The organism is Saccharothrix sp. BKS2, assembly GCF_047689505.1.
GTDB lineage: Bacteria > Actinomycetota > Actinomycetes > Mycobacteriales > Pseudonocardiaceae > Actinosynnema > Actinosynnema lopnurensis.
On sequence record NZ_JAUQOL010000018.1, the window covers coordinates 1 to 25078 of the forward strand.

Below are 25078 nucleotides of genomic sequence, written 5' to 3' on the forward strand. Positions count from 1 at the left end.
GCGCGACGGGTGAGTCGCTCGTGCCGGGTGCCGGGTGCCGGGTGCCGGGTGCCGGGTGCCGGGTGCCGGGTGCCGGGAGCCGGGTGCCGGGAGCCAGGAGCAGGTCACCAGTACCCGGGGTCGGGGTCGGGCCCCTCGGCCGGTCGCCCGCCGTCGGCATCTGGCACGCTCGACACCATGGGCAAGCGATCGGTTGTGGCGGTGTTGGCTGCGGTTTTGCTGTTGGCCTCGTGCACGGCGACCCCGCCCCCGCCCCTGGTGCCCTCGACACCGGGCATGACGGTCGTCCCCAAGGAGAAGCAGAACGAGCTGGTGGTCGGCGTCGACGACGTCGCGGGCGGCTACAACCCCCACACCCTCGCCGCCCAGTCGACGGTCACCACGGCCCTGTCCTCGCTGCTCCTGCCCTCCACCTTCCGCACCGACGAGGACGGCAGCCCGCGCGTCGACCTGGACCTGCTGGTCAGCGCCGAGGTCACCGACGCCGACCCGTACACCGTCACCTACACCCTCCGCCGGGACGCGAGCTGGTCCGACTCCGCCCCCATCGCGGCCGAGGACTTCGTCTACCTCTGGCAGCGCATGCGCGAGGAGCCCGGGGTCATCAACCCCGCCGGCTACCGCCTGATCGACGACATCGCCAGCCGCGAGGGGGGCAAGGTCGTCGAGGTGGTGTTCAGCGAGCCCTACCCCGGCTGGCGCAGCCTCTTCCACGACCTGCTGCCCGCCCACCTGCTCAAGGACGCCCCCGGCGGCTGGGGGACCGCGCTCGCCGACAGCTTCCCGGCCACGGGGGGCCCGTTCGCGGTCCGCACCCTCGACCAGCCCCGCGGGGAGATCATCCTCGAACGCAACGACCGCTACTGGGAGCAACCGCCGGCTCTCGATCGACTGATCCTCCGTCGGGCGAGCCAGCACGACATCGTCGAGGCCCTCGACACCAGCGACAACCACGTCGCGCTCATCCGGGCCGACGCCATCGCGCTGCGGGACGTCGACGAGCTGGCCAGGGCCAAGCCCGTCACGGTCACGACCGTGCCCCGGCCCGAGGTCGTCACCGTCCTCTTCCGGCCCGCCGCCCCGCGGATGGGTGATGTCCGGGTCCGGACGGCGATCGCGAACACCCTCGACCGCGACGAGCTGATCGCCGTCGGCACCCGCAGCGGCCCCAGCGCCCACCTCCGCGCCGACGCCCAGGTCATCCCGCCGTCACGTCCGGGTTACACGGCGACCATGCCACCCGAGACCGGCGACCCCGCGCAACTGCTCACCGAGGCGGGTTACACCCGGACGGATGGGCAGTGGGGGCGGGACGGTCGGCGGCTGGAGTTGACCATCGCCGCACCGGCCGGGATCGAGCCCTACGTGGCCGTCGCCAACGAGGTCCAACGTCAACTGTCATTGTCCGGAATCGCAGGTCGCGTCCTTACAACCCAGCCCAATGAGTTGTTCGGCCAAGATCTGGGGCTTACGGACGCCTCTGACAACGCTGTCGACATTGCCGTCCTGCCTCGGCTCGACACGGGTGATTCGGCGGCCGTTCTGGCTTCCTCTTTCGGCTGCACGACGTCACCGCAGGACGGCGGTACACCCATTCCGGGGAATCTCTCGGGTTTCTGCGACCAGGCGGTCCAGCCGGTCGTCGAGCAGGCCCTGTCGGGTGAGGTGCTGCTCTCCGACGCCCTCGCGGCGGTCGAGCCGGTGCTCTGGCAGCAGGCCGTCTCGATGCCGTTGTTCCAGGTAGCGGACCTGCTGGTGGTCCTGCCCGAGGCCCAAGGGGTCACCGCCGGCGCCCCGTTCGCCGGTCCCCTGAGCGCCGCGTCGACCTGGCGCCGGGAAGATCGTTGACCGTTGACCCGTACGAAACACTGGCTTCAAGATGCGTTCGTGAGGCAGTATTGACAGTATTCCCGGCGACCGGTTAACGAACGCTCCTGCCCGTAACTACGGAGTCGCTTGCTGCGACCGACGTGTCACCCTTTGGTCACGATCGGCCGATGGGCAGTGACCGTGCGGCGCACAGGTTCTTATCGTGCTCCAACGGTGTGTCGGTTCGGGGCGTGTTTGGCACATCACGGTTATGGGTGGAAGCAGACCCAAACGGTTGCTCCAACCCGGTGCTAGGAGGGCACGTGTCGATGAGGAGATCAAAAGCTGTCTCGGCGCTCGCGCTGATGACCAGCGCCGCGCTCGTGTTGAGCGCGTGCGGCGGCGGCGGTACGAGCACCACCGAACAGGGTGGCCAGCAGGACGCCAACCCGGGTGAGATCGGTGGCCAGGACGAGCTGCTCAAGCGTCCGAAGGTCGAGGACATCGGCGAGATCGCGGTCGCCGTGGAAGAGGGCTTCCACAACTACAACAACAACATCGGCGCGACGAACAACTTCTCCAGCACCATCGCGCTGTCGAACGTCCAGCCCTCGCCGTACGTGACCGAGCTGGTCGACGGCAAGGTGCTGATCAAGGTCGACGGCGACCTGATGGAGTCCGTCAAGGTCACCTCGTCGAGCCCGCAGACCATCGAGTGGAAGGTCCGCTCCGAGGCGGTCTGGTCCGACGGTCAGCCGGTCGACTGCGACGACTTCCACCTGAAGTGGCTCGCGGCCACCAGCAAGGCCACCATCACCGGTGACAGCGGCGAGCCCGCCTCGATCTTCGACTCGTCCCCCACGGGCTACGAGAACATCGAGAAGCTGGAGTGCGCGGACAACGACAAGACGATCACCACGACGTTCTTCGCGGACAAGCCGTTCGCCGACTACCGCGCGCTGTTCTCGCAGCCCGGCAGCGACAGCCTGCTCCCCGCCCACATCCTGGAGCAGAAGGCGAACGTCCCGGACATCACCAAGGTCCTGCCCTCGCAGAACGACGACACCGTCAAGTCGGTCGCGGACTTCTACACCAAGGGCTGGCTGGGCTTCGACCCGTCGGTCGCCCTGTCCGCCGGTCCGTACATGATCGAGTCCTCGGACCTGAAGGACCAGACCGTCCTGGTGCGCAACCCCAAGTGGTGGGGCAACCCGGGTGGTCCGGCCAAGGTCATCCTGAAGACGAACACGGACGCCCAGTCCGCGGCCCAGCAGCTGCAGAACAAGGAAGTCCAGGTCATCGCCCCGCAGGCCGACCCGTCGGTGGCCCTGCAGCTGCGCGAGGACAGCGCGTTCAAGGTCTACGCGGCCGGTGGCCAGACCTACGAGCACGTCGACTTCAACATGGCGCGCCCGCTGTTCAAGGAGAACAAGGACCTGCGCACGGCCGTGGCCCAGTGCTTCGACCGGCAGGGCCTGATCGACAAGCTGGTGGCGGACGTCGACCCGAACGCCAAGCCGCTGGGCAGCCTGACCTTCATGCCCAACGAGGTCGGCTACGAGGACCACTACGGCGACATCGGCAACGCCGACGTGGCGGCCGCGAAGAAGACCCTGGAGGACGGCGGCTGGGCCCTCGGCCCGGACGGCATCTACACCAAGGGCGAGTTCACCGCCAAGTTCTCGATCGGCTTCAAGACGGTCCAGCGCCGTGCGGACACCGTCCGCATCCTGCAGGACAAGTGCCGCCAGGCCGGTATCCAGATCGACGCCGACCAGGCCGCCGACTTCAACGACAAGCGCCTCCCGGCCTCCGAGTTCGACGCGGCCCTGTTCGCGTGGGTCGGCCAGCCGCTGAAGGCCGGCGCGTACGGCAACTACGCGCAGCGCTCCAAGGGCGGTTCGGGCAACTACAACAACTACGACTCGGCCGCGCTGACCGAGAAGTGGGCCGCCGCGAACGGTGAGCTGGACTACGAGAAGCGCACCGCGATGATGAACGACGCGGACAAGATCATGCGGGAGGACCTGCACAGCATCCCGCTGTTCCAGCTGTCCGACTTCGCCGCGTCGAACGCGGAGATCGGTCCGATCTCCTACATCGGCGTCGGTGGCGGCGTGACCTGGAACGTGTACGCCTGGCAGAAGAACAGCTGACAGCGGGCACGCAGGTGATCGAGCAGTAGCAGCACAACCCTTTTCCGCCGGGGGGCCGGTGCCACGAGCACCGGCCCCCCGGACGGTGTCCGCGTCCGGTAGGCGCCTACGCTGGCAGGCGTGGGTGCCTAGGGAGACTAGAGACTCGTCATGTTCCGTTACATAATCCGGCGGTTGTTGATCTCGATTCCGCTGTTGATCGTCGCCTCATTCCTCTGCTTCGGACTCGTCAACGCCATGGGCGACCCCCTGGCCGAGTGGAAGCTCCAGAAGCCCCGGACGCCGGCGGAGATCACCGCGGCCTACGAGCGGACGGGCTACAACGAGCCGTTCATGGAGCGCTACGTCGAGTGGGCGGGCGATTTCGTGACCGGCGACTGGGGTGAGACGGTCGTCCCCGGCAACGCGGGCAGGCCCGTCAAGGACGAGCTGCTCACGTCGTTCGGCATCACGCTGCGGCTCATCCTCGCGGCCGAGATCATCGCGCTCCTGCTGGGCATCGCGGTCGGCGTCATCGGCGCGGTCAGACAGTACTCGGTGTTCGACTACACGGCGACCGGAATATCGTTCGCGATGTTCTCGATGCCGTTGTTCTGCGTCGCCCTCATCCTCAAGGCGGGCGGCATCAAGCTCAACGACTGGCTGGAGTCCACCGGCGCAGACCGGTGGATCATCACCGCCGGCCCACCGGGCGAGGGTTTCAGCGGCAGCTTCACCGAGCAGCTGTTCCAGTACAGCGGCGCCTACATCCTGCCGACCATCTCGCTGGTCGTGATCCAGTTCGCGCTCTACAGCCGCTTCCAGCGCGCCTCCATGCTGGAGACGCTCAACGCCGATTACGTGCGCACCGCGCAGGCCAAGGGCATCTCGCAGGGACGGGCGATCTTCCGCCACGCGCTGCGCAACGCGCTGATCCCGATCATCACGGTCTCCTCGTTGAACATCGGCGCGGGCTTCGGCGGCGCGGTGATCACCGAAACGGTCTTCAACTGGTCCGGGATGGGCAAGTTCATCGTCGAGGCCATCACGAAGATCGAGCCCTACCAGGTGCTCGGCTTCATGATGGTGACGGCCGTGTTCATCATCCTGTTCAACCTGATCGCGGACATCCTGTACGCCTTCCTGGACCCGAGGATTCGCCTTGACTGACATGGGTGCCCCCGTGGCGCAGGCGCCTGCGCCGGGCTCGCCCGAGGCGAGCCAGTTCGACAACACCTCGGCCCGCAAGCAGTGGCAGGTCATCCTGCGCCGGTTCGCCCGGCACCGGGCCGCGCTGTTCGGCTTCATCCTGTTCGTGATCCTGGTGCTGTTCGCCTTCTTCGGCGGCCTGTTCTGGAAGTACCCGTACACGGACCTGGGCTTCAAGCGGTACCTGCCGCCCAGCGGCGACCACCCGCTCGGCACCGACCGGCTGGGCGGCGACATGGTCGCCCAGATCATCCGCGGCACCCAGTTCTCGCTCCAGATCGCGATCGTGGTGGCGTTCCTGTCCACCCTCATCGGCGTGGTGCTGGGCGCGCTGGCCGGCTACCTCAAGGGCTGGGTCGACACCGTCATCAGCCGCTTCATCGACCTGCTGCTGGTGATCCCCAGCCTGGTCATCGCGGCCGTGCTGGTGCGCAACAGCTTCGTGGTGTCGGTGGCCGGCGGCGGCGGCTCGAACTGGATGATCGTGGCCCTGTACCTGGGCCTGATCGGCTGGCTGTCCATCGCCCGGGTGATCCGCGGCATGGTCCTGTCGCTGCGGGAGAAGGAGTTCGTGGAGGCCGCCCGCGCGCTGGGCGCGTCCACGTCCCGGATCGTGTTCCGGCACATCCTGCCCAACACCGTCGACGTGATCATCGTCAACGCCACGCTGGCCATCGCGCAGGCGGTGCTGCTGGAGGCGGCCCTGTCCTTCATCGGTCTGGGCGTGCAGAGCCCGGACACGTCGTTGGGCCTGATGATCAGCCTGAACAAGAACGAGTTGACGCTGCACCCGTGGCTGTTCTTCGCCCCGTTCGTGTTCATCGTGCTGATCTCGCTCGCGGTCAACTTCATCGGTGACGGGCTCCGGGACGCCTTCGACCCGCGGCAGAAGAGGGTGAAGGCATGAGTGAGCTGGACGTGATGGGCGCGCCCCGGTCGGACTCCGGCCACCCGGGCGAGAAGCTCCTCCAGGTGCGGGACCTGTCGGTGGACTTCCCCACCGACGACGGCACCGTGCACGCGGTGCGGGACGTGTCGTTCACGCTCGGCGCGGGCGAGGTGCTCGGCGTCGTGGGCGAGTCCGGCTCGGGCAAGTCGGTGTCGTCGATGGCGGTCATGGGCCTGCTGCCCAAGACCGCGCGGATCGGCGGTTCGATCGAGTTCCGGGGCCGCGAGCTGGTCGGGCTGAGCTACAAGGAGATGCAGCCCATCCGCGGCAACGGCATTTCGATGATCTTCCAGGACCCGATGACCTCGCTGAACCCGGTGTACACGGTGGGCTGGCAGCTCGCCGAGGCGCACCGGGCGCACCACGACGTGTCGAAGAAGGCCGCCTGGGCCAAGGCCGTCGAGGTGCTGGAGCTGGTGGGCATCCCGCAGCCGGACCGGCGCGCGTCGCAGTACCCGCACGAGTTCTCCGGCGGTATGCGGCAGCGCGTGATGATCGCGATGGCGATCGTCAACGACCCGGACGTGATCATCGCCGACGAGCCGACCACGGCGCTGGACGTGACCGTGCAGGCGCAGATCCTGGACACGCTGCTGCGCATCCGGGACGAGACGAGCGCCGGCATCATGATCATCACCCACGACCTCGGCGTGGTGGCGGGCATGGTGGACCGCGTCCAGGTCATGTACGGCGGCACGGTCGTCGAGCAGGGCACCGTGGACGAGATCTTCGAGGCCCAGCGGATGCCCTACACCGTCGGCCTGCTGGGCTCCATCCCGAACCCGAACATGCTGGGCAAGCGCCTCACCCCCATCCAGGGCGCGCCGCCCTCGCTGATGAACCTGCCGCGGGGCTGCACGTTCTCGCCGCGCTGCCCGCTGGCGATCGACGCCTGCCGGGAGACCGAGCCGCAGCTGCTGGAGACCGACCGGTCCGGCCACTTCGCGCGGTGCCACCGCTCCGCGCACCTGGCCACCGTCGAGAACCCGCAGCGGCTGTTCGCGCACGACGAGATCGGCGTCGTGGAGAACCCCGCCTCCCTGACCGCGGCGAACCCGGACATCCCGGTGGCCGAATCGGTCGAGGCGGTCGAAGCGCGGCTGCGCGAAGAGGAGAGGCCGACCTCATGACCACGTCCACCGATGTGAACCCGCAGGCCGGCGGCGCCGCCTCCGGGCGTCCGGGCGAGACCCCGCTGCTGGAGGTCCGGGACCTGGTCAAGTCCTTCCCGGTGCGCGGCGGCGGCATCATCCCGCGCGTCGTCGGGCAGGTGCAGGCCGTCTCCGGCCTGACCTTCGACCTGTACCCGGGCGAGACGCTGGGCCTGGTCGGCGAGTCCGGCTGCGGCAAGTCCACCACCGGGCGCGCCATCCTCCAGCTGCACAAGCCGACCTCCGGCTCGGTGAAGTTCGAGGGCCGCGAGCTGACGAAGCTGCGCGGCAAGGGGCTGCGCTCGGTGCGCCGGGACATGCAGATCGTGTTCCAGGACCCGTACGCCTCGCTGAACCCGCGTTGGCAGATCAACGAGCTGATCTCCGAGCCGTTCAAGATCCACGGCACGGAGAGCGGCACCAACGTGCAGTCGCGGGTCAACGAGCTGATGGAGCTCGTGGGCCTCAACCCGGAGCACCGCAACCGGTACGCGCACGAGTTCTCCGGCGGCCAGCGCCAGCGCATCGGCATCGCCCGCGCGCTCGCGCTCAACCCGAAGCTCGTGGTGCTGGACGAGCCGGTGTCGGCGCTGGACGTGTCGGTGCAGGCGGGCGTGGTGAACCTGCTGGAGGAGCTCCAGGAGCGCCTCGGCCTGGCCTACCTGTTCGTGGCGCACGACCTGTCGGTCGTGCGGCACATCTCCGACCGGGTCGCGGTGATGTACCTCGGCAAGATCATCGAGATCGGTGACCGCGAGGAGATCTACGGGCGCCCCATGCACCCGTACACGCAGGCGCTGCTGTCCGCGGTGCCGGTGCCGGACCCGAAGCTGGAGCGCCGCCGCCAGCGGATCGTGCTCACCGGTGACGTGCCGTCGCCGGTGAACCCGCCGTCGGGCTGCCGGTTCCGCACCCGCTGCTGGAAGGCGCAGGACATCTGCGCCACCGAGGAGCCGAAGCTGGAGCACCGCGGCGACGCCGCCGGCACGCTCTCGGCGTGCCACTTCGCCGAGGTCAAGCCCCTGCTGGTCGGCTGACCGCACCCGCCCCGCCGGGGGCGCCGGGTTCGCCCGGCGCCCCCGGCGGCGCGCGTCCCACCCCCGGCCGGGCCCGCCGCGCCGCCGGGGGCGGTGCGGTTCAAGGCCGTCATACCCACGCTTTACTCTGATCCGGTGACGCTGACTGCACCACCACGGTTGCTGCTGGTACACGCACACCCGGACGACGAGAGCCTGTGGACGGGCGGCACGATCGCCCGCTACTCCTCCCTGGGCGTGCACGTCACCGTGGTCACCTGCACCCTCGGCGAGGAGGGTGAGATCATCCCGCCCGCGCTGCGCAACCTGGCCGCGGACGCCGCCGACCAGCTCGGCGGGTACCGGGTCGCGGAGCTGCGCTCCGCCTGCGCCGCCCTGGGTGTGACCGACCACCGGTTCCTCGGCGGCATGGGCCGCTGGCGCGACTCCGGCATGGCGGGCGTCGAGGCCAACGACCACCCGCGCGCGTTCGTCCGGGGCCCGGCCGACGAGCAGGCCGCGGAGCTCGCGGAGATCATCGCCTCGGTCCGGCCGCAGGTCGTGGTCACCTACGACGCGTTCGGCGGCTACGGGCACCCCGACCACATCCGGGCGCACGAGATCACCACCGCCGCGGTCGCGTCCTCGGACGTGGACCGCCTGTTCCACACCGTCACCTCGCGCGCCGCGACCGCCGAGGGCGTGGCGCGGCTGGCCGGGCTGAGCGACCTGCCGTGGCGGCTGCCCGCCGAGGGCGAGCTGCCGGTCACCGACGACGAGGCCATCACCACGGTGGTGGACGTCTCCGAGCACCTGGTGGCCAAGCTGCGCGCGCTGCGCGCCCACTCCACCCAGGTCGGCGTGTGGCAGGACGGCGCCGGCGGCGCGTCCTACGCGCTGTCCAACGGCATCGCCCAGCCGGTCGTGCCCACCGAGCACTACGTGCTGGCGCGGGGGCCCGTGGCGGGCGCGGCGACGGATCTCTTCGGGGGGTTGGATTGACCGACCGCCTGGCGCTGCTCGGGATCGCGGCCGCGGCCTTCGTGCTCGCGGTGCTGGAGCTGTTCTTCCTGCCGCTGCGGCTGGACGGCACCCTGCTGCCGCGCGTGGACGACTGGCCGTTCCCGGTCACGGTGGTGGCGGCGGTCGTGACCACCCCGCTGCTGGTGCGCCTGGCCTCCCACCACGCGCGGCGCACCTCGGGCGCGGCCTCGCCGCTGCTGGTGTGGATGGCGACGCTGCTGCTGTTCGGGCTGTTCGGACCGGGTGGCGACGTCGTGCTGCTCAACGACTGGCGCACCCTGGTGCTGTTCGCCGGCGGCGTGCTGCCCAGCGCCGTCGTCGTGGGTGCTTTCGTGGGGAGGCGGGCTGATGGCGGAAGCGATCACTGACCGGGACGTGGTGCGCGCGTTGCGGCCGTTCGTGCGCGCCACGGGGCCGCTGCTGGACACGCTGCGGGAGGCCAACCTGCTCGGCCTGCGCGACCGCGAGGTGGAGCGCGGCGCCGACCGGCGGCTGGTGGACCGGCTGTGGGACCGGCTGGCGCGGGTGAAGGTGCCGGGCACGGCGGCGTGGGCGCGGATGGACGTGCCGCAGCGCGACGAGTGGTGGCTCAACCGGTTGGGCCGGCTGCTGTCGCTGCTGGCCGCGATCCCCGGCGTCGGCGGCGCGCTGGCCGACCGGCTGCCGATCCAGTCGACGCTGGGCGCGGCCGGGCAGGGGCTGCTGCTGTCGGCGATGGCGGGGGAGCGCGGGATCACCTCGACCGAGGACCGGGTGCGGCTGCTGGCGCACGTGCTGTTCCAGCGCGAGGTCGACGGCCGGGCCGTGGAGCCGGTCGAGGACGAGGACCGCCGGACCCGGGAGCTGACCGAGGAGCTGAAGCCCGAGCGGTCCACGTTCAAGGCCATCGGCGCGACGGTGTGGAAGCTCGCCAAGGTGCTGTGGCGGCTGGAGGACGAGCTGGACAAGCGGCCGCAGGGGCGGCTGTACCACCAGGCGCTGGGGATGCTGCCCGTGGTCGGGGTCCTGGGCGACTACCTGGGCGAGCGGTGGGCGTTGAAGGAGGTCCGCGCGTCGGCCTACGCGTGGTTCGGCGCCCAGTACCGGTAGCGGTGGTGCTCGACGCAGCCCAGCGAGGCGTACAGGGCGATGGCGGGCCGGTTGTGCTCGGCCACCTGGAGCGCGCAGCGGGTCGCGCCCCGTTCGGCGCCCCACGCGGCGAGGCCGCCCATGAGCAGCCGGGCCAGCCCCCGGCGGCGGGCCCCGGGCCGCACCGCGAGCCGGGCGACGTGCAGCAGGTCGCCGACCACGGCGCCGCGCACGGCGGCGAGCACGGTTCCGGGCGCCTCGTCCGGGCCCCGGGTCTGCTCCGTGCCCCCGGTCTGCTCCTCCGCCTCCCCGGTCTCCGCCGACCCCTCGGTCTCCGCCACCTCCTCGTTCTCCTCCGGCCCCCGGGCCACGACCACGCCGAACCCGACCGCCGCCCCGGTGGTGAGCACGTGCCGCTGGGCGGGCGTGGGGTCCGGTTGGGCGGCCAGGTCCCACCAGCCGGGAAGCGGCTCGGCGGTGACGACCACCCCCCGGCGGTCCCGATCGTGCTTCGGGGTGACGAACCCGGCGAGCGCGCCGGTCATCACGAGCGATTCCGCGCCGCCGGGGTGGTCGAGGTCGACCCGCCAGCCCGCGGCCGCGACGGCGCCCTCCGCCGGCGAGCCGATCACCACGTGGGCGGCCGGCGCGATCGCGTGGCGGCGGGCGAAGTCCCGCACCCGGTCGAGCGCCTCGGACACCGGAATTCCCGGGTCACCCGTGGTCAGGGCGCTGTTGGCGCGTCCGGTGAAGCCGCCGGCGGCCCGCAGCCGCCACTGCCCCAGGGGGACGTCGACCACGGCCGGCCACGCGTCGGCGCACCGCTGCTCCAACCCGGTGATGTCGTGCACCCGGGCATCGTCCCCCGCGTCCCCGCCGGGTGTCGTGTGAGCTGCCGCACGGTGCGGATAAGGCAAGCCTGGGCGTTGGAGGATGGAGCGCGCCGCGTACCCTCCGGCTTGCGCGGTGTGGACCAGAGCAGAAGCAGGAGAGCGCAGTGACCTATGTGATCGCCCAGCCGTGCGTGGACGTGCTCGACAAGGCGTGCATCGAAGAGTGCCCCGTCGACTGCATCTACGAAGGCGACCGGATGCTCTACATCCACCCGGATGAGTGCGTCGACTGCGGTGCTTGCGAGCCGGTGTGCCCGGTGGAGGCCATCTACTACGAGGACGACGTGCCGGACGAGTGGAAGGAGTACACGAAGGCGAACGTGGACTTCTTCGACGAGCTGGGGTCCCCCGGCGGCGCCTCGAAGGTCGGCAAGGTCAGCGCGGACCCGGCGTTCGTCAAGGCGCTGCCGCCGCAGGCGTCCCACGAGTGACCACGAGGCTCCCGGACTTCCCCTGGGACTCGCTGGCCGACCACGCCGCCGCTGCGCGCGCGCACCCCGGTGGCGTGGTCGACCTGTCCATCGGCACACCGGTGGACCCCGTCCCGGACGTGATCCAGCGGGCCCTCGGCGCGGTCGCCGACCAACCCGGCTACCCGACCACCCACGGCACCCCCGCGCTGCGCGAGGCCGCGGTCGGGGCGCTGGCCCGGCGGCACGGCGTGGAGGGGCTCGACCCGGTGGCGGTGCTGCCGACCATCGGCTCCAAGGAGCTGGTGGCGTGGCTGCCGACGCTGCTCGGGCTCGGTCCCGGTGACGTGGTCGCCATCCCGGCGCTGTCCTACCCGACCTACGAGGTGGGCGCGACGCTCGCGGGCGCGACGCCGGTGCGGCTGGCCGACGGCGAGCCGCCGCCCGCCGGGACCCGGCTGGTGTGGCTGAACTCGCCGGCCAACCCGACCGGCCGGGTGCAGTCGGCCGCCGCGCTGGCGCGGGCCGTGGCGGAGGCGCGGGAGGTGGGCGCGGTCGTCGCGTCCGACGAGTGCTACCTGGCGCTGCCGTGGACGGCGGAGCCGGTGTCGGTGCTGCGGCCCGAGGTGCGCGGCGACTCCCTGGACGGGGTGCTGGCCGTGCACTCGCTGTCGAAGACGTCGTGCCTGGCGGGGTACCGGGCGGGGTTCGTGACCGGTGACCCGGCGCTGGTGAGGTCCCTGCTGGAGGTGCGCAAGCACGCGGGCATGATCGTGCCGCGGCCCGTGCAGGAGGCCATGACGGCGGCGTTGACCGACGACGCGCACGTGGCGGAGCAGCGGGAGCGCTACCGGGCGCGGCGCGCGGTGCTGCTGCCGGCGCTGACCGCGGCGGGTTTCACCGTGGAGCACTCCGAGGCGGGCCTGTACCTGTGGTCGACCCGCGGCGAGGACGCGTGGGACACGGTGGCGTGGCTGGCCGAGCGCGGCGTCCTGGCCGCCCCCGGCACGTTCTACGGCCCGACCGGCGACCGGCACGTCCGCATCGCCCTGACCGCCACCGACGACCGCGTGGCCACCGCAGCCGCCCGCCTGGCCCCCTGAATCTTCTGCCCCCAGAACCTACCCACGAGTGAAGAACTCGGGGGTCGTGAACGTACGACACGGTGGTCCTGAACGTACGACTCGCGCGAGTCGTACGTTCAGGGTGCGCGAGTCGTACGTTCGGGGAGGGTGAGTTCTTTACTGGTGAGTAGGGTCAGTCGTTGGCGTGCAGGGCGGCGTTCAGCTCCACGCCGGTGCCCTTGCGGGGCAGGACCTTGACCGCGCCGGTGGTCGAGTCGCGCAGGAACAGCAGGTTGGACATGCCCGACAGCTGCGCCGCCTTGACGACCGCGCCGTCCGCGCCGGTGACCTTGGTGCCGGCGGTGACGTAGAGGCCCGCCTCGACCACGCAGTCGTCGCCCAGCGAGATGCCCAGGCCCGCGTTGGCGCCGATCAGGGAGCGCTCGCCGACGGAGATGACCTGTTTGCCGCCGCCCGACAGGGTGCCCATGATCGACGCGCCGCCGCCCACGTCCGTGCCGTCGCCGACGACCACGCCCGCCGAGATGCGGCCCTCCACCATGGACGCGCCGAGCGTGCCCGCGTTGAAGTTCACGAAGCCCTCGTGCATGACGGTGGTGCCGGGCGCCAGGTGCGCGCCCAGGCGCACCCGGTCCGCGTCCGCGATCCGCACGCCGGTCGGCGCCACGTAGTCGACCATCCGCGGGAACTTGTCGATCCCGTACACGGTCACCGGCCCGCGCGAGCGCAGCCGCAGCCGGGTCTCCTCGAAGCCCTCGACCGCGCACGGCCCGAAGTTCGTCCACACCACGTTGTTCAGCAGCCCGAAGACGCCGTCCAGGTTGGCGCCGTGCGGCCGGACCAGCCGCGACGACAGCAGGTGCAGCCGGAGCCACACGTCGTAGGCGGAGGCGGGCGCGTCGGCCAGGGAGGCGATGCCGACCTGGACGCCGACGACCTCCACGTCGCGCTCGGCGTCCGCGCCGAGCTGCCGGGCCGCGGCCTCGCCCAGCGCGGAGGCGACCTCCGCGGACGACAGCAGCGTCGTCCCGGCGGCCTCCCCGCCCAGCCGCGGCGCGGGGAACCACGTGTCCAGCACGTCGCCGGTCGGGGTGACGGTCGCGAGTCCGACGCCGTACGCGCCGGTGGTGTCTGCGGTGCTCACGGACGCCAACGGTAACGTGCGGCGCATGGCCGACCCCCTGGACCTCGCCGCCGATCCCGTCGAGCTGACCGCCGCGCTGGTGGACATCCCCAGCGTGTCGCGCGACGAGGCGCGCATCGCGGACGCGGTGGAGCGGTCCCTGCGGGAGCAGACGCCGCTGGAGGTGGTCCGCCACGGCAACGCCGTGCTGGCCCGCACGAACCTCGGCCGCCCGAACCGGGTCGTCCTGGCCGGCCACCTGGACACCGTGCCGGTCAACGACAACCTGCCCGCCCGCCTGGTCGACGGCGTCCTGCACGGCTGCGGCACGGTGGACATGAAGAGCGGCGACGCGGTGATGCTGCACCTGGCCGCCACCACCCCGGCCCCGCGCCACGACCTGACCTTCGTGTTCTACGACTGCGAGGAGATCGAGGCCGTCCACAACGGCCTGGGCCGCGTCGAGCGCGAGCTGCCCGAGTGGCTGCGGGGCGACCTGGCGATCGTGTGCGAGCCGTCGAACGCGGTGATCGAGGCCGGCTGCCAGGGCACCATGCGCGTCGAGGTGCGCGCGACGGGCGCCCGCGCCCACACCGCCCGCGGCTGGATGGGCGTCAACGCGATCCACGCCCTCGGTGAGGTCCTGCGCCGCCTGGAGGCGTACGAGCCGCGCCACGTCGAGATCGACGGCTGCCACTACCGCGAGGGCCTCCAGGCGGTGGGGGTCTCCGGCGGCGTGGCGGGCAACGTGGTGCCCGACGAGGCGGTGCTGACGGTCAACCACCGGTTCGCCCCCGACCGGTCGCCGGAGCAGGCCGAGCGGCACCTGCGGGAGCTGTTCCGCGGCTACGACGTGACCGTCACCGACCTGTCGCCGGGCGCGCTGCCCGGTCTGGCCCACCCGGTGACGCGGGAGCTGGTGGCGGCGTCCGGCGGCACGCCCGTGGCCAAGCTCGGCTGGACCGACGTGGCCCGCTTCGCCGCGCTCGGGATGCCCGCGGTGAACCTCGGCCCCGGCGACCCGAGCCTGGCGCACACGAAGCAGGAGAACGTCCCGGTGAACCAGGTGCGACAGTGCCTTGAAGTGTTGCGTCGCTTCCTGGGTTAGGCCGGAAGCGCCACTACACTCCGACCGATGAGCGAGAACGGCGCGGACGGGCACCCCGTGGACGAGCACCCCAAGGAGAAGCAGCGCGGACCGGTCGTCCTGCGCCGCGATCGCCGCGACGAGCTGACGACCACCGACCAGCGCCTGCTGGACTCCCGCGGCCACAGCGACTGGGTGCACACCGACCCGTGGCGGGTGCTGCGCATCCAGGCGGAGTTCGTGGAGGGCTTCGGCGCGCTGGCCGAGGTGCCGAGCGCGGTGACGGTGTTCGGCTCCGCCCGCACGGGCCGCGACCACCCCGAGTACGAGACCGGCCGCGAGCTGGGCCGGGCGCTGGCGGAGGCCGGGTTCGCGTGCATCACGGGCGGCGGTCCGGGCGCGATGGAGGCGGTCAACCGGGGCTGCTCGGAGGCGGGCGGCTTCAGCGTCGGCCTGGGCATCGAGCTGCCGTTCGAGCAGGGCCTGAACCCGTGGGTCGACCTGGGCGTGAACTTCCGCTACTTCTTCGTCCGCAAGACCATGTTCATCAAGTACTCGCAGGCGTTCATCTGCCTGCCGGGCGGCTTCGGCACGCTGGACGAGCTGTTCGAGGCGCTGACCCTGGTGCAGACCAAGAAGGTCACCAAGTTCCCGGTGGTGCTGTTCGGCCGCGAGTACTGGCAGGGCCTCTACGACTGGGTGAAGAGCTCGGTGCTGGACGGCGGCAAGGTCGGGGAGAAGGACGTCGAGCTGCTGTACCTGACCGACGACGTCGACGACGCGGTCCGCATCGTGCGCGAGGCGCACCAGGCGTGGGCGGACGCGCACTGAGCCGGTAGGGCACCGCGCCGGTAGGGCACCGCGCCGGTAGGGCACCGCGCCGGTAGGGCACCGCGCCGGTAGGGCACTGAGCCGGTAGGGCACCGCGCCGGTAGGGCACCGCGCCGGTCGACCGCGAGGTCGCCGACACCGACGTCGACGACCTGCCGGTCGTGGAGACCACGCGCGACCGCGAGGCGCCGGTGGCGGCCCACGGCGACGCGTTCCCGGCGCTGCCCGGCGGCACCGGCACCGGCGCGGGTCCGTCTCGCGGTTCGCGCCGGACCCGCCGGTGGTCGCCGACGACGTGACTGCCGACGACGCGACCGTCGCCCCGGACGCGTGCGCTAGCCGATCCGGGCCTCCGCCAGCCCCCTGGCGCGGGCCAGCCGGTCCGCCTCCTCCGCGAACATGTCGAGGTCCAGCGCCACGAACGGCGCCAGGGCCACGTCCAGCCGCTCGCCGCTCGTCCTCGCCTGCCAGGTGCCCAGCACCTCGCCGTCCACGAGCAGCGCGCCCCGCCGGCCCAGCACGCGCCACACCTGCTTCCGGTGCTCCCCGTCGGGCACGAGCAGCTCGCGGTCGCGGGCGTTGAGGTAGGGGTCCAGCGGCGGCAGCAGCCGCACCACCTCGGGCTCGGGCGGGTCCTCGAACGCCGCGACCAGGTCGGCGGGCAGCCACGCCTTCCGGGACACGGGCACGAGGTCGTCCGGCCAGGCCGCCTTGACGTCGCGGACGGGCGCGTCGAAGTACCGGGCGACCTCCGCGTAGCCGGCGGGGCCGTGCAGCCCCAGGTAGTGGGTGATCAGCTCGCCGAACCCCTCGGCGCGCTCCGGCACCTCGCGGCGATCCTCCAGCGGCACGAACACCACGCCCCGCTCGTCCGGGTCGAACCGGAGGCCGGCGGGCAGCACGGCGAGCCGGAACACCGGGTCGAGCACGTGCGTCGCCCCGCAGCCCCGGCACCAGTCGGTGACCTCGGGCGGCACGAGCGGCGTCAGGCGGGCGGACGCCTCGCCCTTGGTCATCGGGCCGGTGACCACGTCGCGCAGCGCGGCGGCGACCTCGCGCAGGACCCGCAGGCCCTCGGTGACGGGCGGCCGGCCCATCCGGGCCACGGCGTCGGCGTCGCCCAGCGGCCACAGCCGGGCGGCCAGCGCCGGCACGTCCCGCGCGCGGTGCCGGTGGGGCGCGCCGCGCACGGTCCAGGTGAGGGTGAAGGCGTCGTCGAGCGGGGGCACGACGTCCAGGCGGGCGGCCAGCGCGGGCACGGCGGAGCGCTCGGAGTCCTGGAGGCCGAGGTCGAACACCCGCAGCCGGGCGGGGTCGGTGGTGGTCCGGTCGAACTGGTGGGCGGCGACGCGGTAGGCGATCACCCGCTCGCGGTCAGCCACCCCGGACGTCCTCGAACACGACGTCCAGGGTGATCAGCTCGTGGGCGAGCCGGACCTCGCCGCCGAGGCCCGCGAGCCCGCCGGTGCCCGAGCCGGGCACGACGTGGCCGAAGCTGCGGGCCCCGGCGGCGGAGACGACGCCGCCGTGCTGCATGACGAACGACCCGGTGCGGCCGTCGAGGGTGCCGGTGAACCGCTCCGTGCCGACGTACCCGGCCTGCCCCTCGGACGGTTGGCACGTGGTCAGCTCGGCGGTGGAGGTGCCCTCCAGGACACCGGTGTAGGTCTTCTCCACCAGCACCCGGCTGAGCTTCGGCTCCGCCTCGTCCCAGGTCGTGTCGTCCCACCGGGTGATCGTGAACGTCGATTCCATGCCGGCGATCCTGGCAGGGACACCTGTCAACCGCTGTCAGGCCCCCGCCCGAGGGTCCCAGCCAGAGGACCCCAGCCAGAGGACCCCAGCCCGCGGCGTCAGCCGAGCGGCACCGAGAGCGAGGAGTCCGCGCCGAAGGCCACCGACGCGCCGGGGGTGCTGGTCCCGCCGTACCGGGCGTCCACGGCGTCGACGACCAGCACGAGCCGGTTGCCCGCGCCGACCTGCCACACCACCGGCTCCAGGGCGAGGTCGACCACCCGGGTCCCGGTGCCGGCCAGCGTGACGGGCTTGTGCGTGACCAGCGCACCCAGGCCCAGCGGGTTCACCTCGTACAGGTAGGCGTACAGGGTGGTGGCGGTCGCACCGGGGGTCACGGTGAGCCGGGCGCGGGGCGTGCCGCTGACGGTGACCGGCTGCCACCGCACCGGGGTCCGCCACACGGCCGCCGCGCCTCGGTCGACCAGCGGGGTGGACACGCCGACCGGGATCCTGAAGAAGCCCTGGAGCGCGCCGGAGAGCAGGACGGTCCCGCTCTCGGCCAGCGTCGGCCGGACCGCGCCGATGCGGTCCGCGGCCAGCGGCGCCACCTCGGTGCGCGCGGTGGCCGCCGCCCACGTCGGGTGGCCGCGCCAGGCGCCGCCGTTGGCGGGCTTGAGCTGGACGGGCTGCTCGCGGTCGACGCCGTTGGCCACGCCCTTGAGGTGGTGGTCGAACCAGCGGCCGACCGACTCCCAGATCTCGTTGGGCAGGCCGGCCGCGCCGAACAGCTCGGCGGTGGCGTGGTCGCCGGGGGACAGCATGAGCCGCTTGGGCCCGGTCAGCGCGGTGAAGAAGTCGGTGACCTGGCCGGGCGGGAACAGCCCGTCGTTCCAGGCGTTGCCGATCAGGACCGCGGCCTTGATCGACGACACGCGCGTGGCGGGCGAGCGGGGCGGGGAGATCGGCAGCACGTCGGCGAAGCGGCCCCGCCGGTAGGCGGTCTCGGCCTCGCGCAGCACCGGGCCGGGCCGCCCGGTGAGGTGGCCGGCGGCGAGCAGCAGCTCCACGCCCTGCGCGCTGACGGTCTCGTTCGGGTACAGGGAGCGGGCCAGGTCGGTCCACGTGCTCAGCGCGGCCACCGCCTTGACCCGGGGGTCGGCCGCGGCGGCGAGCAGCGCCTGGCCCGCGCCGTAGGAGATGCCGCCGACGCCGACCCGCGCCGGGTCGCCCGCCGCCTCGGCCACGCCCCAGTCGATGACCCGGCTGACGTCGGCGACGGTGTCCGGGCCGGCCACGTCGATCTCGCCGCCGGAGTCGTGGAAGCCCCGGCTGGTGTAGCTGATGACCACGTAGCCGGACTCGTGGGCGAGCTTCGCGGCCGCGCCCACGTACTCGAGGTTGGGCAGGCCCCAGCTCGACGGCAGCACGATCAGCGGGAACGGCCCGCCGCCGCGCCCGGTGGGCTCGACCACGACCGCCCGGAGCGGGGTGCCGCCCGCGCCGGGGATCGTCTCGTAGGAGGTCCGGAAGCCGGGCGCGGCCTGCGCGGGCGGTGCCAGGAGCAGCGCGAGCAGGGCGGCGAGCAGCAGGGGGAGTGATCGGCGCACGAGGTCCTCCTTGACCGTGACCGGGATCACGCAGGGTGTTACCGGTGAGTAAACCCCATGGGTACTCGTCGGTAGGGTGGAGGTGTGGCGCGGATCACCCGGGGGCGGGGCGTGGCACGATGCGGTCATGCTGCGGTTCGGTGCCCGGGAGGTCGCGCACGACCGCGCGCTGGTGATGGCGATCGTCAACCGGACGCGCGACTCCTTCTACGACGGGGGGTCGACGTTCACCGACACCGCCGCCATGGCCGCGGTGGACCGGGCGGTCGCCGAGGGCGCCGACATCGTCGACATCGGCGGGGTGCGGGCCGGCGCCAAGGGCGAGGTGGTGGACGCGGCCGAGGAGGCGCGGCGGGTGGTGCCGTTCGTCGCGGCGGTCCGCGAGCGGCACCCGGACCTGGTGATCAGCGTCGACACGTGGCGGCACGAGGTGGGCCGCGCGGTGTGCGCGGCGGGCGCCGACCTGCTCAACGACACGTGGGCGGGCGCGGACCCGCGGCTGGCGGAGGTGGCCGCCGAGTTCGGCGTCGGCATCGTCTGCTCCCACACCGGCGGCCTGGCGCCGCGCACCGACCCGCACCGGGTGCGCTACCGGGACGTGGTGGCGGCCGTGGCGGGCGAGCTGGTGGAGCGCGCGGAGCGGGTGGTGGCGCTGGGCGTGCCGGCGGCGGGCGTGCTGATCGACCCGACGCACGACTTCGGCAAGAACACCTGGCACGGCCTGGAGCTGCTGCGCCGGCTGGACGAGCTGGTGGGCACCGGGTGGCCGGTGCTGATGGCGCTGTCCAACAAGGACTTCGTGGGCGAGACGCTGGGCGCGGAGGTGGGCGACCGGGTGGAGGGCACGCTCGCGGCGACCTCGGTGGCGGCGTGGACGGGCGCGAAGGTGTTCCGGGCCCACCAGGTCCGGCAGACGCGGCGGGTGCTGGAGATGGTGGCGAGCATCGCGGGCACGCGCCCGCCCGCGCGGGTCCTGCGGGCGCTGGCCTGATGCCCGACTGGTTCGCGGCCAACACCTGGCAGCGCCCGGCGTGGACGGTCGCGGAGCTGGTGGCCCTCAAGGGCGGCCGCGCGGTGAGCGTGGTGCTGCCCGCACTGGACGAGGAGGCCACCGTGGGCGGAGTGGTGGCCTCGGTGCGGCCGCTGGTGGGTTCCCTGGTGGACGAGCTGGTCGTGGTGGACTCCGGGTCGACCGACGGCACGGCGGCGCGGGCCGCGGCGGCGGGGGCGCGGGTGGTGCGCCGCCGCGACGTGCTGCCCGACCTGCCGCCGCGGCCGGGCAAGGGCGAGGTGCTGTGGCGCTCGCTCGCGGCCACCTCCGGCGACCTGGTGGTGTTCCTGGACTCGGACCTGGTGGACCCGGACCCGGGGTTCGTGCCCGCCCTGCTGGGGCCGCTGCTGACCCGGGACGTGCACCTGGTCAAGGGCTTCTACCGGCGGCCCCTGGGCGGGTCGGGCGACGGCGGCGGGCGGGTGACCGAGCTGGCCGCCCGCCCGCTGCTCAACGCGCTGCGCCCCGAGCTGGCCGGGGTGGTGCAGCCGCTGGGCGGCGAGTACGCGGGCACCCGCGCGTTCCTGGAGTCGGTGCCGTTCGCCCCTGGCTACGGCGTGGAGATCGGGCTGCTGCTCGACGCCCACGCCCGCTACGGCCTGGCCGGGATCGCGCAGGTCAACCTGGGGGCGCGGGAGCACCGCAACCGGGACCTGCGGCAGCTGGGCGCGATGGCGGCCCAGGTCACGGGCACCGCGCTGCGCCGCTGCGGCGTGCCGGTCGCCTCCGAGGAGCTGACTCAGTTCCTGCCGTTCGACGGGGAGTGGCTGCCCTCGTCGGTGCGGGTGCCGGCGGAGGACCGGCCCGCCATGCGCTCGGTGCTCCAGCGGTCCCGGTAGTGGCCGGGCGTCGCGACCAGCTCGGCGTGGGTGCCGTCCTGGGTGACGCGGCCGGCGCCGCCCGGACCCGCCGCACGGACCCGCGCGCCCCGGCCCACCGCCGCGCGGCGTCGACCGGCGGCCCGGTCACCTCCCGCACCGCCACCGAGCCGAGCGCCACGTGCGCGGGCGCGCCGCCGCGCGGCAGCGACGGCCCGACCCCGTACTGGACGACCGCCGCGAGGGCCGCCGCGGCGAATCCGCCGCGCCGCTCTCGCCGGGCCGGCCGGTCCACCGGCTCCCCGGTCCGGTCCAGCTCGCGGTCCGGCGCGCCGAACGCGGTCAGCTCGGCCGCGCCGTCGACCGCGCCGACCGTGCCGAACCTGTCCGGCTGGTGCTCGGCGACGATCGGGAACCGGGCGAACCCGAGGCCGACCAGCGCTGGCGTGGCCAGGGCGGTGGTGACCACGCCCAGCCGCAGCGAGCGGCGGAAGAAGTCGACCTCGACGGTGCGGCGCAGGAAGTGGTGCGCGCTGACGCCGGTGAGGAACACCCGCCCACGGAGGAACCCGTCGGCCACCGTGATCCAGAACGCCGAGGCGTAGGCGGTCGGCGCGACGAGCCAGATCAGCGCCGGGCGGACCCACGGCCGAGCCGGTCCGGGGGCATCCACGAGCAGGCAGGGTATACGTAGCGAGCCTACCTGGGATCGGGGTTCCCCCGAGGCGGACCCCGGCTTCGATCCGTAGACTCACTACGCATGAAGTCCGACGCGCTGCGCGGCCACCTCGACGCGCTGCTCCTGGCCACGCTCGACGACGGGCGGCTGCACGGCTACGCGATCATCGAGGCGCTCCAGCGGCGCAGCGGCGGCGCGCTCGACCTGCCCACCGGCACCGTCTACCCCGCGCTGCGCCGGCTGGAGTCCGCCGGCCTGGTCGGCAGCGAGTGGAGCACCGTCGGCGGGCGGCAGCGCCGCACCTACCGGCTCACCGCCGCCGGCCGCGGGGCGCTGGCCGTCGAGCGCACCGCGTGGCGCGAGTTCACCACCGCGATCGAGGGCGTGCTGGGGGGCGGGCCGTGGCCGGCGCAGGCGTGATCGACGACTACGTCACCGCCCTGGACCGGCGGCTGCGCGGCCCCGACCACGCCAAGGACGACCTGCTCGCCGAGGCCCGCGACAGCCTCGACGACGCCGCCTCCGCCCACCGCGACCGGGGCCTGGCGGACGAGGCCGCCCAGCGGCGGGCGGTCGCCGAGTTCGGGCCGGTCGCCGCCGTGGCCCGCGACTACCAGGGCCTGCTCGGCCTCGCCCACGGCACCCGCACGCTGCGCACGCTGATGCTGGTCCTGCCGCCGGCCCACCTCCTCTGGGAGCTGAACCGGGCCTTCTGGATCGGCGCCTGGCAGGACTTCGACACCCCGCCACCCGCCTGGTACCTGCTGGTCGCCCGGTTCAACGACACCGCGTCGTGGCTGGTCGCGGGCGTGGCCGTGCTCGCCCTGCTGGTCGGTCGGCGGCTCGCGCGCACCACGCTGAGCACCCTGACCCTGGCCAGGCTCGCGGGCGCGGTGGCGGTCGGCGCGGTCGGCGTCGCGCTGGGCGGCAACCTCGCCATCCTGGCCGCCACCGCCCACCTGGACGCGGCCCGGCTGGTCGTGTCGCCGCCGGTGCTGCTGGCCACCCTGTTCTCGCTGGCCGTGATGCTGCGGCTGGCCGTGCTGGCGCGGCGGTGCGTGGTGTTCTCGTCGCTGTGAGCGGCGGGCGTGTGCCACGATCGTCACGTGACCTCAGCGCTCATCTACATCGTCGTCATGGCGCTCGTCGCGGCCGTGGTCTTCCTGCTGGCCGCGCTGGTGTTCGGGCGGGGCGAGGAACTGGCGCCGCTGCCGCCGGGCGCGTCGCCGACCCGCCTGCCCGCCGACGACGTGACCCCCGAGGACGTGCGGGGGCTGCGGTTCCAGCAGGTCCTGCGCGGTTACAAGATGACCGAGGTGGACTGGGCGGTGGAACGCCTGGCCGGCGAGGTCGAGCGGCTGCGGGCGCGGGTCGCCGAACTGGAGGGCGGGGGCGGGCCGGTCGGCTCGCCGCCCGCCGGCTCGCCTGCCGACGTGCCCGCCTCACCCGCCGACCTGCCCGCCGGCTCGTCCCCTGACCTGTCCGCCGCCTCACCCACCGACCCGTCGGCGCAGGCGTCCCCCAACGGCCGGCCCGCCCGGGAGGCCGAGCATGACCCGGCGTGAACCCCGCCCCACCCGACCGGAGGCGACCCCCGCGTGACCCGCCTGGAACTGCGCGTCCACGTCGACGCGCCCGCCACCCGCACCTGGGCCGCGCTGACCGACTGGGACCGGCAGGGCGAGTGGATGCTCGGCACCCGGGTCCGCGTCACCGCCGGCGACGGCGCGGGCGTGGGCAGCGAGCTGTCCGCGTTCACCGGCCTCGGCCCCCTCGGCTTCACCGACACCATGCGCATCACCGCGTGGGAACCGCCGCTGCGCTGCGCCGTCGACCACACCGGCCGCCTGGTCCGCGGCACCGGCGAGTTCCTGGTCCGCCCCCTCGGCGCGCGCAGCGAACTGGTCTGGGCCGAGGACGTGGCCCTGCCCCTCAACCTGGCGTTCGCGCCGGGCGTGAAGCTGTCCCTGATCCGGTTCGCCCGGTTCGCCCGGGAGTACCCGCGTGACTGACCGGAACGGCCGCGCGCCGGCCGCCGACCCGGTGCGCTGCCCGTGGGGCCGCAGCACCCCCGACTACGTCGACTACCACGACACCGAGTGGGGCGTGGAGCTGCACGGCGAGACCGCCCTGTTCGAGCGCATGGCGCTGGAGTCGTTCCAGTCCGGCCTGTCCTGGATCACCATCCTGCGCAAGCGCGAGAACTTCCGCCGCGCCTTCGCCGGGTTCGACCCCGCCGCCGTGGCCGCGTTCGACGACACCGACGTCGAACGCCTGATGGCCGACGCGGGCATCGTGCGCAACCGGGCCAAGATCCTCGCCACGATCAACAACGCCCGCGCCGTCGGCCGGCTCGGCGTGCCGCTGGACGAGTTGCTCTGGTCGTTCCGGCCCGAGCACCACACCCGGCCCGCCACCGCCGCCGACGTGCCCGCCACCACCACCGAGTCCAAGGCCATGGCCAAGGAGCTCAAACGCCGCGGCTTCGCGTTCCTCGGCCCCACCACCTGCTACGCGTTGATGCAGGCCACGGGCATGGTCGACGACCACATCGCGGCCTGCTTCCGCGCCGTCGACGCCGACGACCTGTCGACCGGCGGCCCGGCGGCCGGCGGCCCTAGCGGCCGGTGAACCGCGGCGGCCGCTTCGCCACGAACGCGGCCACCGCCTCCCGGTGGTCCGCGGTCGCGCCCGCCTCGGCCTGCGTGCGGGCCTCCACCTCCAGCGCGAGCGCCAGCTCACCCGTGAACGCCATCGCCTCCTTGATCTTGGCGTAGGCGGTGGTGGGCCCGTCGGCGAACCGCCGCGCCAGCTCCCGCGCGGCGGGCAGCGCCTCACCGTCGGGCACCACCCGGTTGACCATGCCGATCCGCAGCGCCTCCTCCGCGCCCACCGGCTCGGCCAGCAGCATCATCTCCATCGCCCGGCCGTGCCCGATCAGCCGCGGCAGCGTCCACGACGCGCCCGAGTCCGCCGTCAGGCCCACGTTCGCGAACGCCATCAGGAACCGCGCGCCCGCCGCCGCGATCCGCAGGTCGCTCGCGAACGCCAGCGACGCGCCCGCGCCCGCCGCCGTGCCGTTCACCGCCGCGATCACCGGCTTGGGCATCCCCACGATCGCCTTCACCACCGGGTTGTAGTGCCGCTCGACCGTGTGCAGCGGCGCCGGGTCACCCGCCTCCAGCAGCGCGATGTGCTCCTTGAGGTCCTGGCCCGCGCAGAACGCCCGCCCCGCGCCGGTGATCACCACCGCCCGCACCGCCTCGTCCGCGGACGTCTCCAGCAGCACCTCCAGCAGCCGCTCCTTGAGCGCCACGGTGAACGAGTTGAACGAATCCGGGCGGTTCAGCGTCAGGGTGCGCACGCCGTCGGCGTCGTCGACGAGGAGTTCGGACAC

At 73.1% G+C, this 25078-nt stretch carries 26 protein-coding genes and 2 pseudogenes; 21 read left to right on the plus strand and 7 right to left on the minus strand.

The annotated features are described in order from the left end of the window. Positions 1-276 precede the first annotated feature (276 nt). From Q5530_RS31760 to Q5530_RS31800, 9 genes are all read left to right on the plus strand, one after another. Complete coding sequence (locus tag Q5530_RS31760; RefSeq protein ID WP_415366512.1) at positions 277-1848, plus strand: ABC transporter family substrate-binding protein; 1572 nt, start codon at positions 277-279, stop codon at positions 1846-1848. Between the two features lie 290 nt (positions 1849-2138). Continuing rightward, a complete protein-coding gene (locus Q5530_RS31765) occupies positions 2139-3965 on the plus strand; it encodes an ABC transporter family substrate-binding protein (protein WP_415366513.1) in 1827 nt (608 codons plus the stop codon). A 150-nt stretch (positions 3966-4115) separates the two neighbouring features. Further along, positions 4116-5114, plus strand: coding sequence for an ABC transporter permease (locus tag Q5530_RS31770; protein WP_380638401.1), 999 nt, complete (start codon positions 4116-4118; stop codon positions 5112-5114). A gap of 1 nt (position 5115) precedes the next feature. After that, positions 5116-6060 carry an ABC transporter permease gene (locus Q5530_RS31775; RefSeq protein ID WP_380638487.1) on the plus strand — a complete coding sequence of 315 codons (945 nt, stop codon included), beginning with the start codon at positions 5116-5118 and terminating at the stop codon, positions 6058-6060. Then, on the plus strand, positions 6057-7232 hold the full coding sequence (locus Q5530_RS31780; RefSeq protein WP_415366514.1) for an ABC transporter ATP-binding protein: 1176 nt from the start codon (positions 6057-6059) through the stop codon (positions 7230-7232). Before Q5530_RS31775 ends, Q5530_RS31780 begins: the two co-directional genes overlap by 4 nt. Further along, positions 7229-8290 (plus strand): ABC transporter ATP-binding protein, encoded by a 1062-nt coding sequence (locus tag Q5530_RS31785; protein ID WP_415366515.1) that lies wholly within the window; start codon positions 7229-7231, stop codon positions 8288-8290. The genes Q5530_RS31780 and Q5530_RS31785 overlap by 4 nt, the downstream gene beginning before the upstream one ends. 135 nt (positions 8291-8425) lie before the next feature. Beyond that, on the plus strand, positions 8426-9271 hold the full coding sequence (gene mshB / locus Q5530_RS31790) for an N-acetyl-1-D-myo-inositol-2-amino-2-deoxy-alpha-D-glucopyranoside deacetylase (protein ID WP_415366516.1): 846 nt from the start codon (positions 8426-8428) through the stop codon (positions 9269-9271). Further along, complete coding sequence (locus Q5530_RS31795; RefSeq protein ID WP_415366517.1) at positions 9268-9660, plus strand: hypothetical protein; 393 nt, start codon at positions 9268-9270, stop codon at positions 9658-9660. The genes mshB and Q5530_RS31795 overlap by 4 nt, the downstream gene beginning before the upstream one ends. After that, a complete protein-coding gene (locus tag Q5530_RS31800; protein ID WP_380638406.1) occupies positions 9641-10381 on the plus strand; it encodes a hypothetical protein in 741 nt (246 codons plus the stop codon). The genes Q5530_RS31795 and Q5530_RS31800 overlap by 20 nt, the downstream gene beginning before the upstream one ends. Here the strand turns inward: Q5530_RS31800 and Q5530_RS31805 are convergent. Then, positions 10351-11211 (minus strand): GNAT family N-acetyltransferase, encoded by an 861-nt coding sequence (locus Q5530_RS31805; RefSeq protein ID WP_415366518.1) that lies wholly within the window; start codon positions 11209-11211, stop codon positions 10351-10353. The two genes, Q5530_RS31800 and Q5530_RS31805, sit on opposite strands and share 31 nt — an antisense overlap. Positions 11212-11357: 146 nt before the next feature. Here Q5530_RS31805 and fdxA point away from each other — a divergent pair, with 146 nt between their 5' ends. Together fdxA and dapC are read left to right on the plus strand one after the other, a co-directional pair. Then, positions 11358-11684: a ferredoxin gene (gene fdxA / locus Q5530_RS31810; RefSeq protein ID WP_033430540.1), complete on the plus strand. Its 327-nt coding sequence runs from the start codon at positions 11358-11360 to the stop codon at positions 11682-11684. Next, a complete protein-coding gene (gene dapC, locus Q5530_RS31815; RefSeq protein WP_415366519.1) occupies positions 11681-12766 on the plus strand; it encodes a succinyldiaminopimelate transaminase in 1086 nt (361 codons plus the stop codon). Before fdxA ends, dapC begins: the two co-directional genes overlap by 4 nt. Before the next feature lie 154 nt (positions 12767-12920). Here the strand turns inward: dapC and dapD are convergent, their stop codons facing one another. Then, positions 12921-13892 (minus strand): 2,3,4,5-tetrahydropyridine-2,6-dicarboxylate N-succinyltransferase, encoded by a 972-nt coding sequence (gene dapD, locus Q5530_RS31820; protein WP_415366520.1) that lies wholly within the window; start codon positions 13890-13892, stop codon positions 12921-12923. 25 nt (positions 13893-13917) lie between these two features. Between dapD and dapE the strand changes: the two genes are divergently transcribed. The 3 genes from dapE to Q5530_RS31835 all read left to right on the plus strand — a co-directional run bounded on the left by dapE (position 13918) and on the right by Q5530_RS31835 (position 16088). Next, a complete protein-coding gene (gene dapE, locus Q5530_RS31825; protein ID WP_415366521.1) occupies positions 13918-14979 on the plus strand; it encodes a succinyl-diaminopimelate desuccinylase in 1062 nt (353 codons plus the stop codon). Positions 14980-15006: 27 nt separating this feature from the next. Beyond that, a complete protein-coding gene (locus tag Q5530_RS31830) occupies positions 15007-15789 on the plus strand; it encodes a TIGR00730 family Rossman fold protein (protein ID WP_415366522.1) in 783 nt (260 codons plus the stop codon). A 161-nt stretch (positions 15790-15950) separates the two neighbouring features. Beyond that, on the plus strand, positions 15951-16088 hold the full coding sequence (locus Q5530_RS31835; RefSeq protein WP_415366523.1) for a hypothetical protein: 138 nt from the start codon (positions 15951-15953) through the stop codon (positions 16086-16088). A 36-nt stretch (positions 16089-16124) separates the two neighbouring features. Here Q5530_RS31835 and Q5530_RS31840 read toward each other — a convergent pair whose 3' ends face one another. The 3 genes from Q5530_RS31840 to Q5530_RS31850 all read right to left on the minus strand — a co-directional run bounded on the left by Q5530_RS31840 (position 16125) and on the right by Q5530_RS31850 (position 19133). Next, the gene (locus tag Q5530_RS31840) at positions 16125-17171 is read right to left on the minus strand and encodes a DNA glycosylase AlkZ-like family protein (RefSeq protein ID WP_415366524.1); all 1047 of its coding nucleotides are present in this window, start codon (positions 17169-17171) and stop codon (positions 16125-16127) included. Further along, positions 17164-17544: a DUF3224 domain-containing protein gene (locus tag Q5530_RS31845; protein ID WP_415366525.1), complete on the minus strand. Its 381-nt coding sequence runs from the start codon at positions 17542-17544 to the stop codon at positions 17164-17166. The genes Q5530_RS31840 and Q5530_RS31845 overlap by 8 nt, the downstream gene beginning before the upstream one ends. Positions 17545-17642: 98 nt before the next feature. Next, a complete protein-coding gene (locus Q5530_RS31850; protein WP_415366526.1) occupies positions 17643-19133 on the minus strand; it encodes a CocE/NonD family hydrolase in 1491 nt (496 codons plus the stop codon). Positions 19134-19260: 127 nt separating this feature from the next. Between Q5530_RS31850 and folP the strand changes: the two genes are divergently transcribed. Both folP and Q5530_RS31860 read left to right on the plus strand, forming a co-directional pair. Further along, positions 19261-20124: a dihydropteroate synthase gene (folP, locus tag Q5530_RS31855; protein ID WP_380638415.1), complete on the plus strand. Its 864-nt coding sequence runs from the start codon at positions 19261-19263 to the stop codon at positions 20122-20124. Further along, positions 20124-21023: a glucosyl-3-phosphoglycerate synthase gene (locus Q5530_RS31860; RefSeq protein ID WP_415366527.1), complete on the plus strand. Its 900-nt coding sequence runs from the start codon at positions 20124-20126 to the stop codon at positions 21021-21023. The genes folP and Q5530_RS31860 overlap by 1 nt, the downstream gene beginning before the upstream one ends. A 352-nt stretch (positions 21024-21375) precedes the next feature. Here the strand turns inward: Q5530_RS31860 and Q5530_RS31865 are convergent. Further along, positions 21376-21675 (minus strand): annotated as a pseudogene (locus Q5530_RS31865) (cytochrome ubiquinol oxidase subunit I); the annotation flags it as partial. A gap of 87 nt (positions 21676-21762) precedes the next feature. Here Q5530_RS31865 and Q5530_RS31870 point away from each other — a divergent pair. From Q5530_RS31870 to Q5530_RS31890, 5 genes and pseudogenes are all read left to right on the plus strand, one after another. After that, the gene (locus tag Q5530_RS31870) at positions 21763-22101 is read left to right on the plus strand and encodes a PadR family transcriptional regulator (RefSeq protein WP_415366528.1); all 339 of its coding nucleotides are present in this window, start codon (positions 21763-21765) and stop codon (positions 22099-22101) included. Then, complete coding sequence (locus Q5530_RS31875) at positions 22083-22760, plus strand: permease prefix domain 1-containing protein (protein ID WP_415366529.1); 678 nt, start codon at positions 22083-22085, stop codon at positions 22758-22760. Before Q5530_RS31870 ends, Q5530_RS31875 begins: the two co-directional genes overlap by 19 nt. A 27-nt stretch (positions 22761-22787) precedes the next feature. After that, positions 22788-23069, plus strand: a pseudogene (locus Q5530_RS31880) (DivIVA domain-containing protein); the annotation flags it as partial. A gap of 210 nt (positions 23070-23279) precedes the next feature. After that, on the plus strand, positions 23280-23693 hold the full coding sequence (locus Q5530_RS31885; protein WP_415366530.1) for an SRPBCC family protein: 414 nt from the start codon (positions 23280-23282) through the stop codon (positions 23691-23693). Continuing rightward, entirely contained in the window at positions 23686-24312 is a 627-nt protein-coding gene (locus Q5530_RS31890; protein ID WP_415366531.1) for a DNA-3-methyladenine glycosylase I, read from the plus strand. The genes Q5530_RS31885 and Q5530_RS31890 overlap by 8 nt, the downstream gene beginning before the upstream one ends. Here Q5530_RS31890 and Q5530_RS31895 read toward each other — a convergent pair. Continuing rightward, positions 24299-25078 (minus strand): enoyl-CoA hydratase-related protein, encoded by a 780-nt coding sequence (locus Q5530_RS31895; RefSeq protein ID WP_415366532.1) that lies wholly within the window; start codon positions 25076-25078, stop codon positions 24299-24301. The two genes, Q5530_RS31890 and Q5530_RS31895, sit on opposite strands and share 14 nt — an antisense overlap.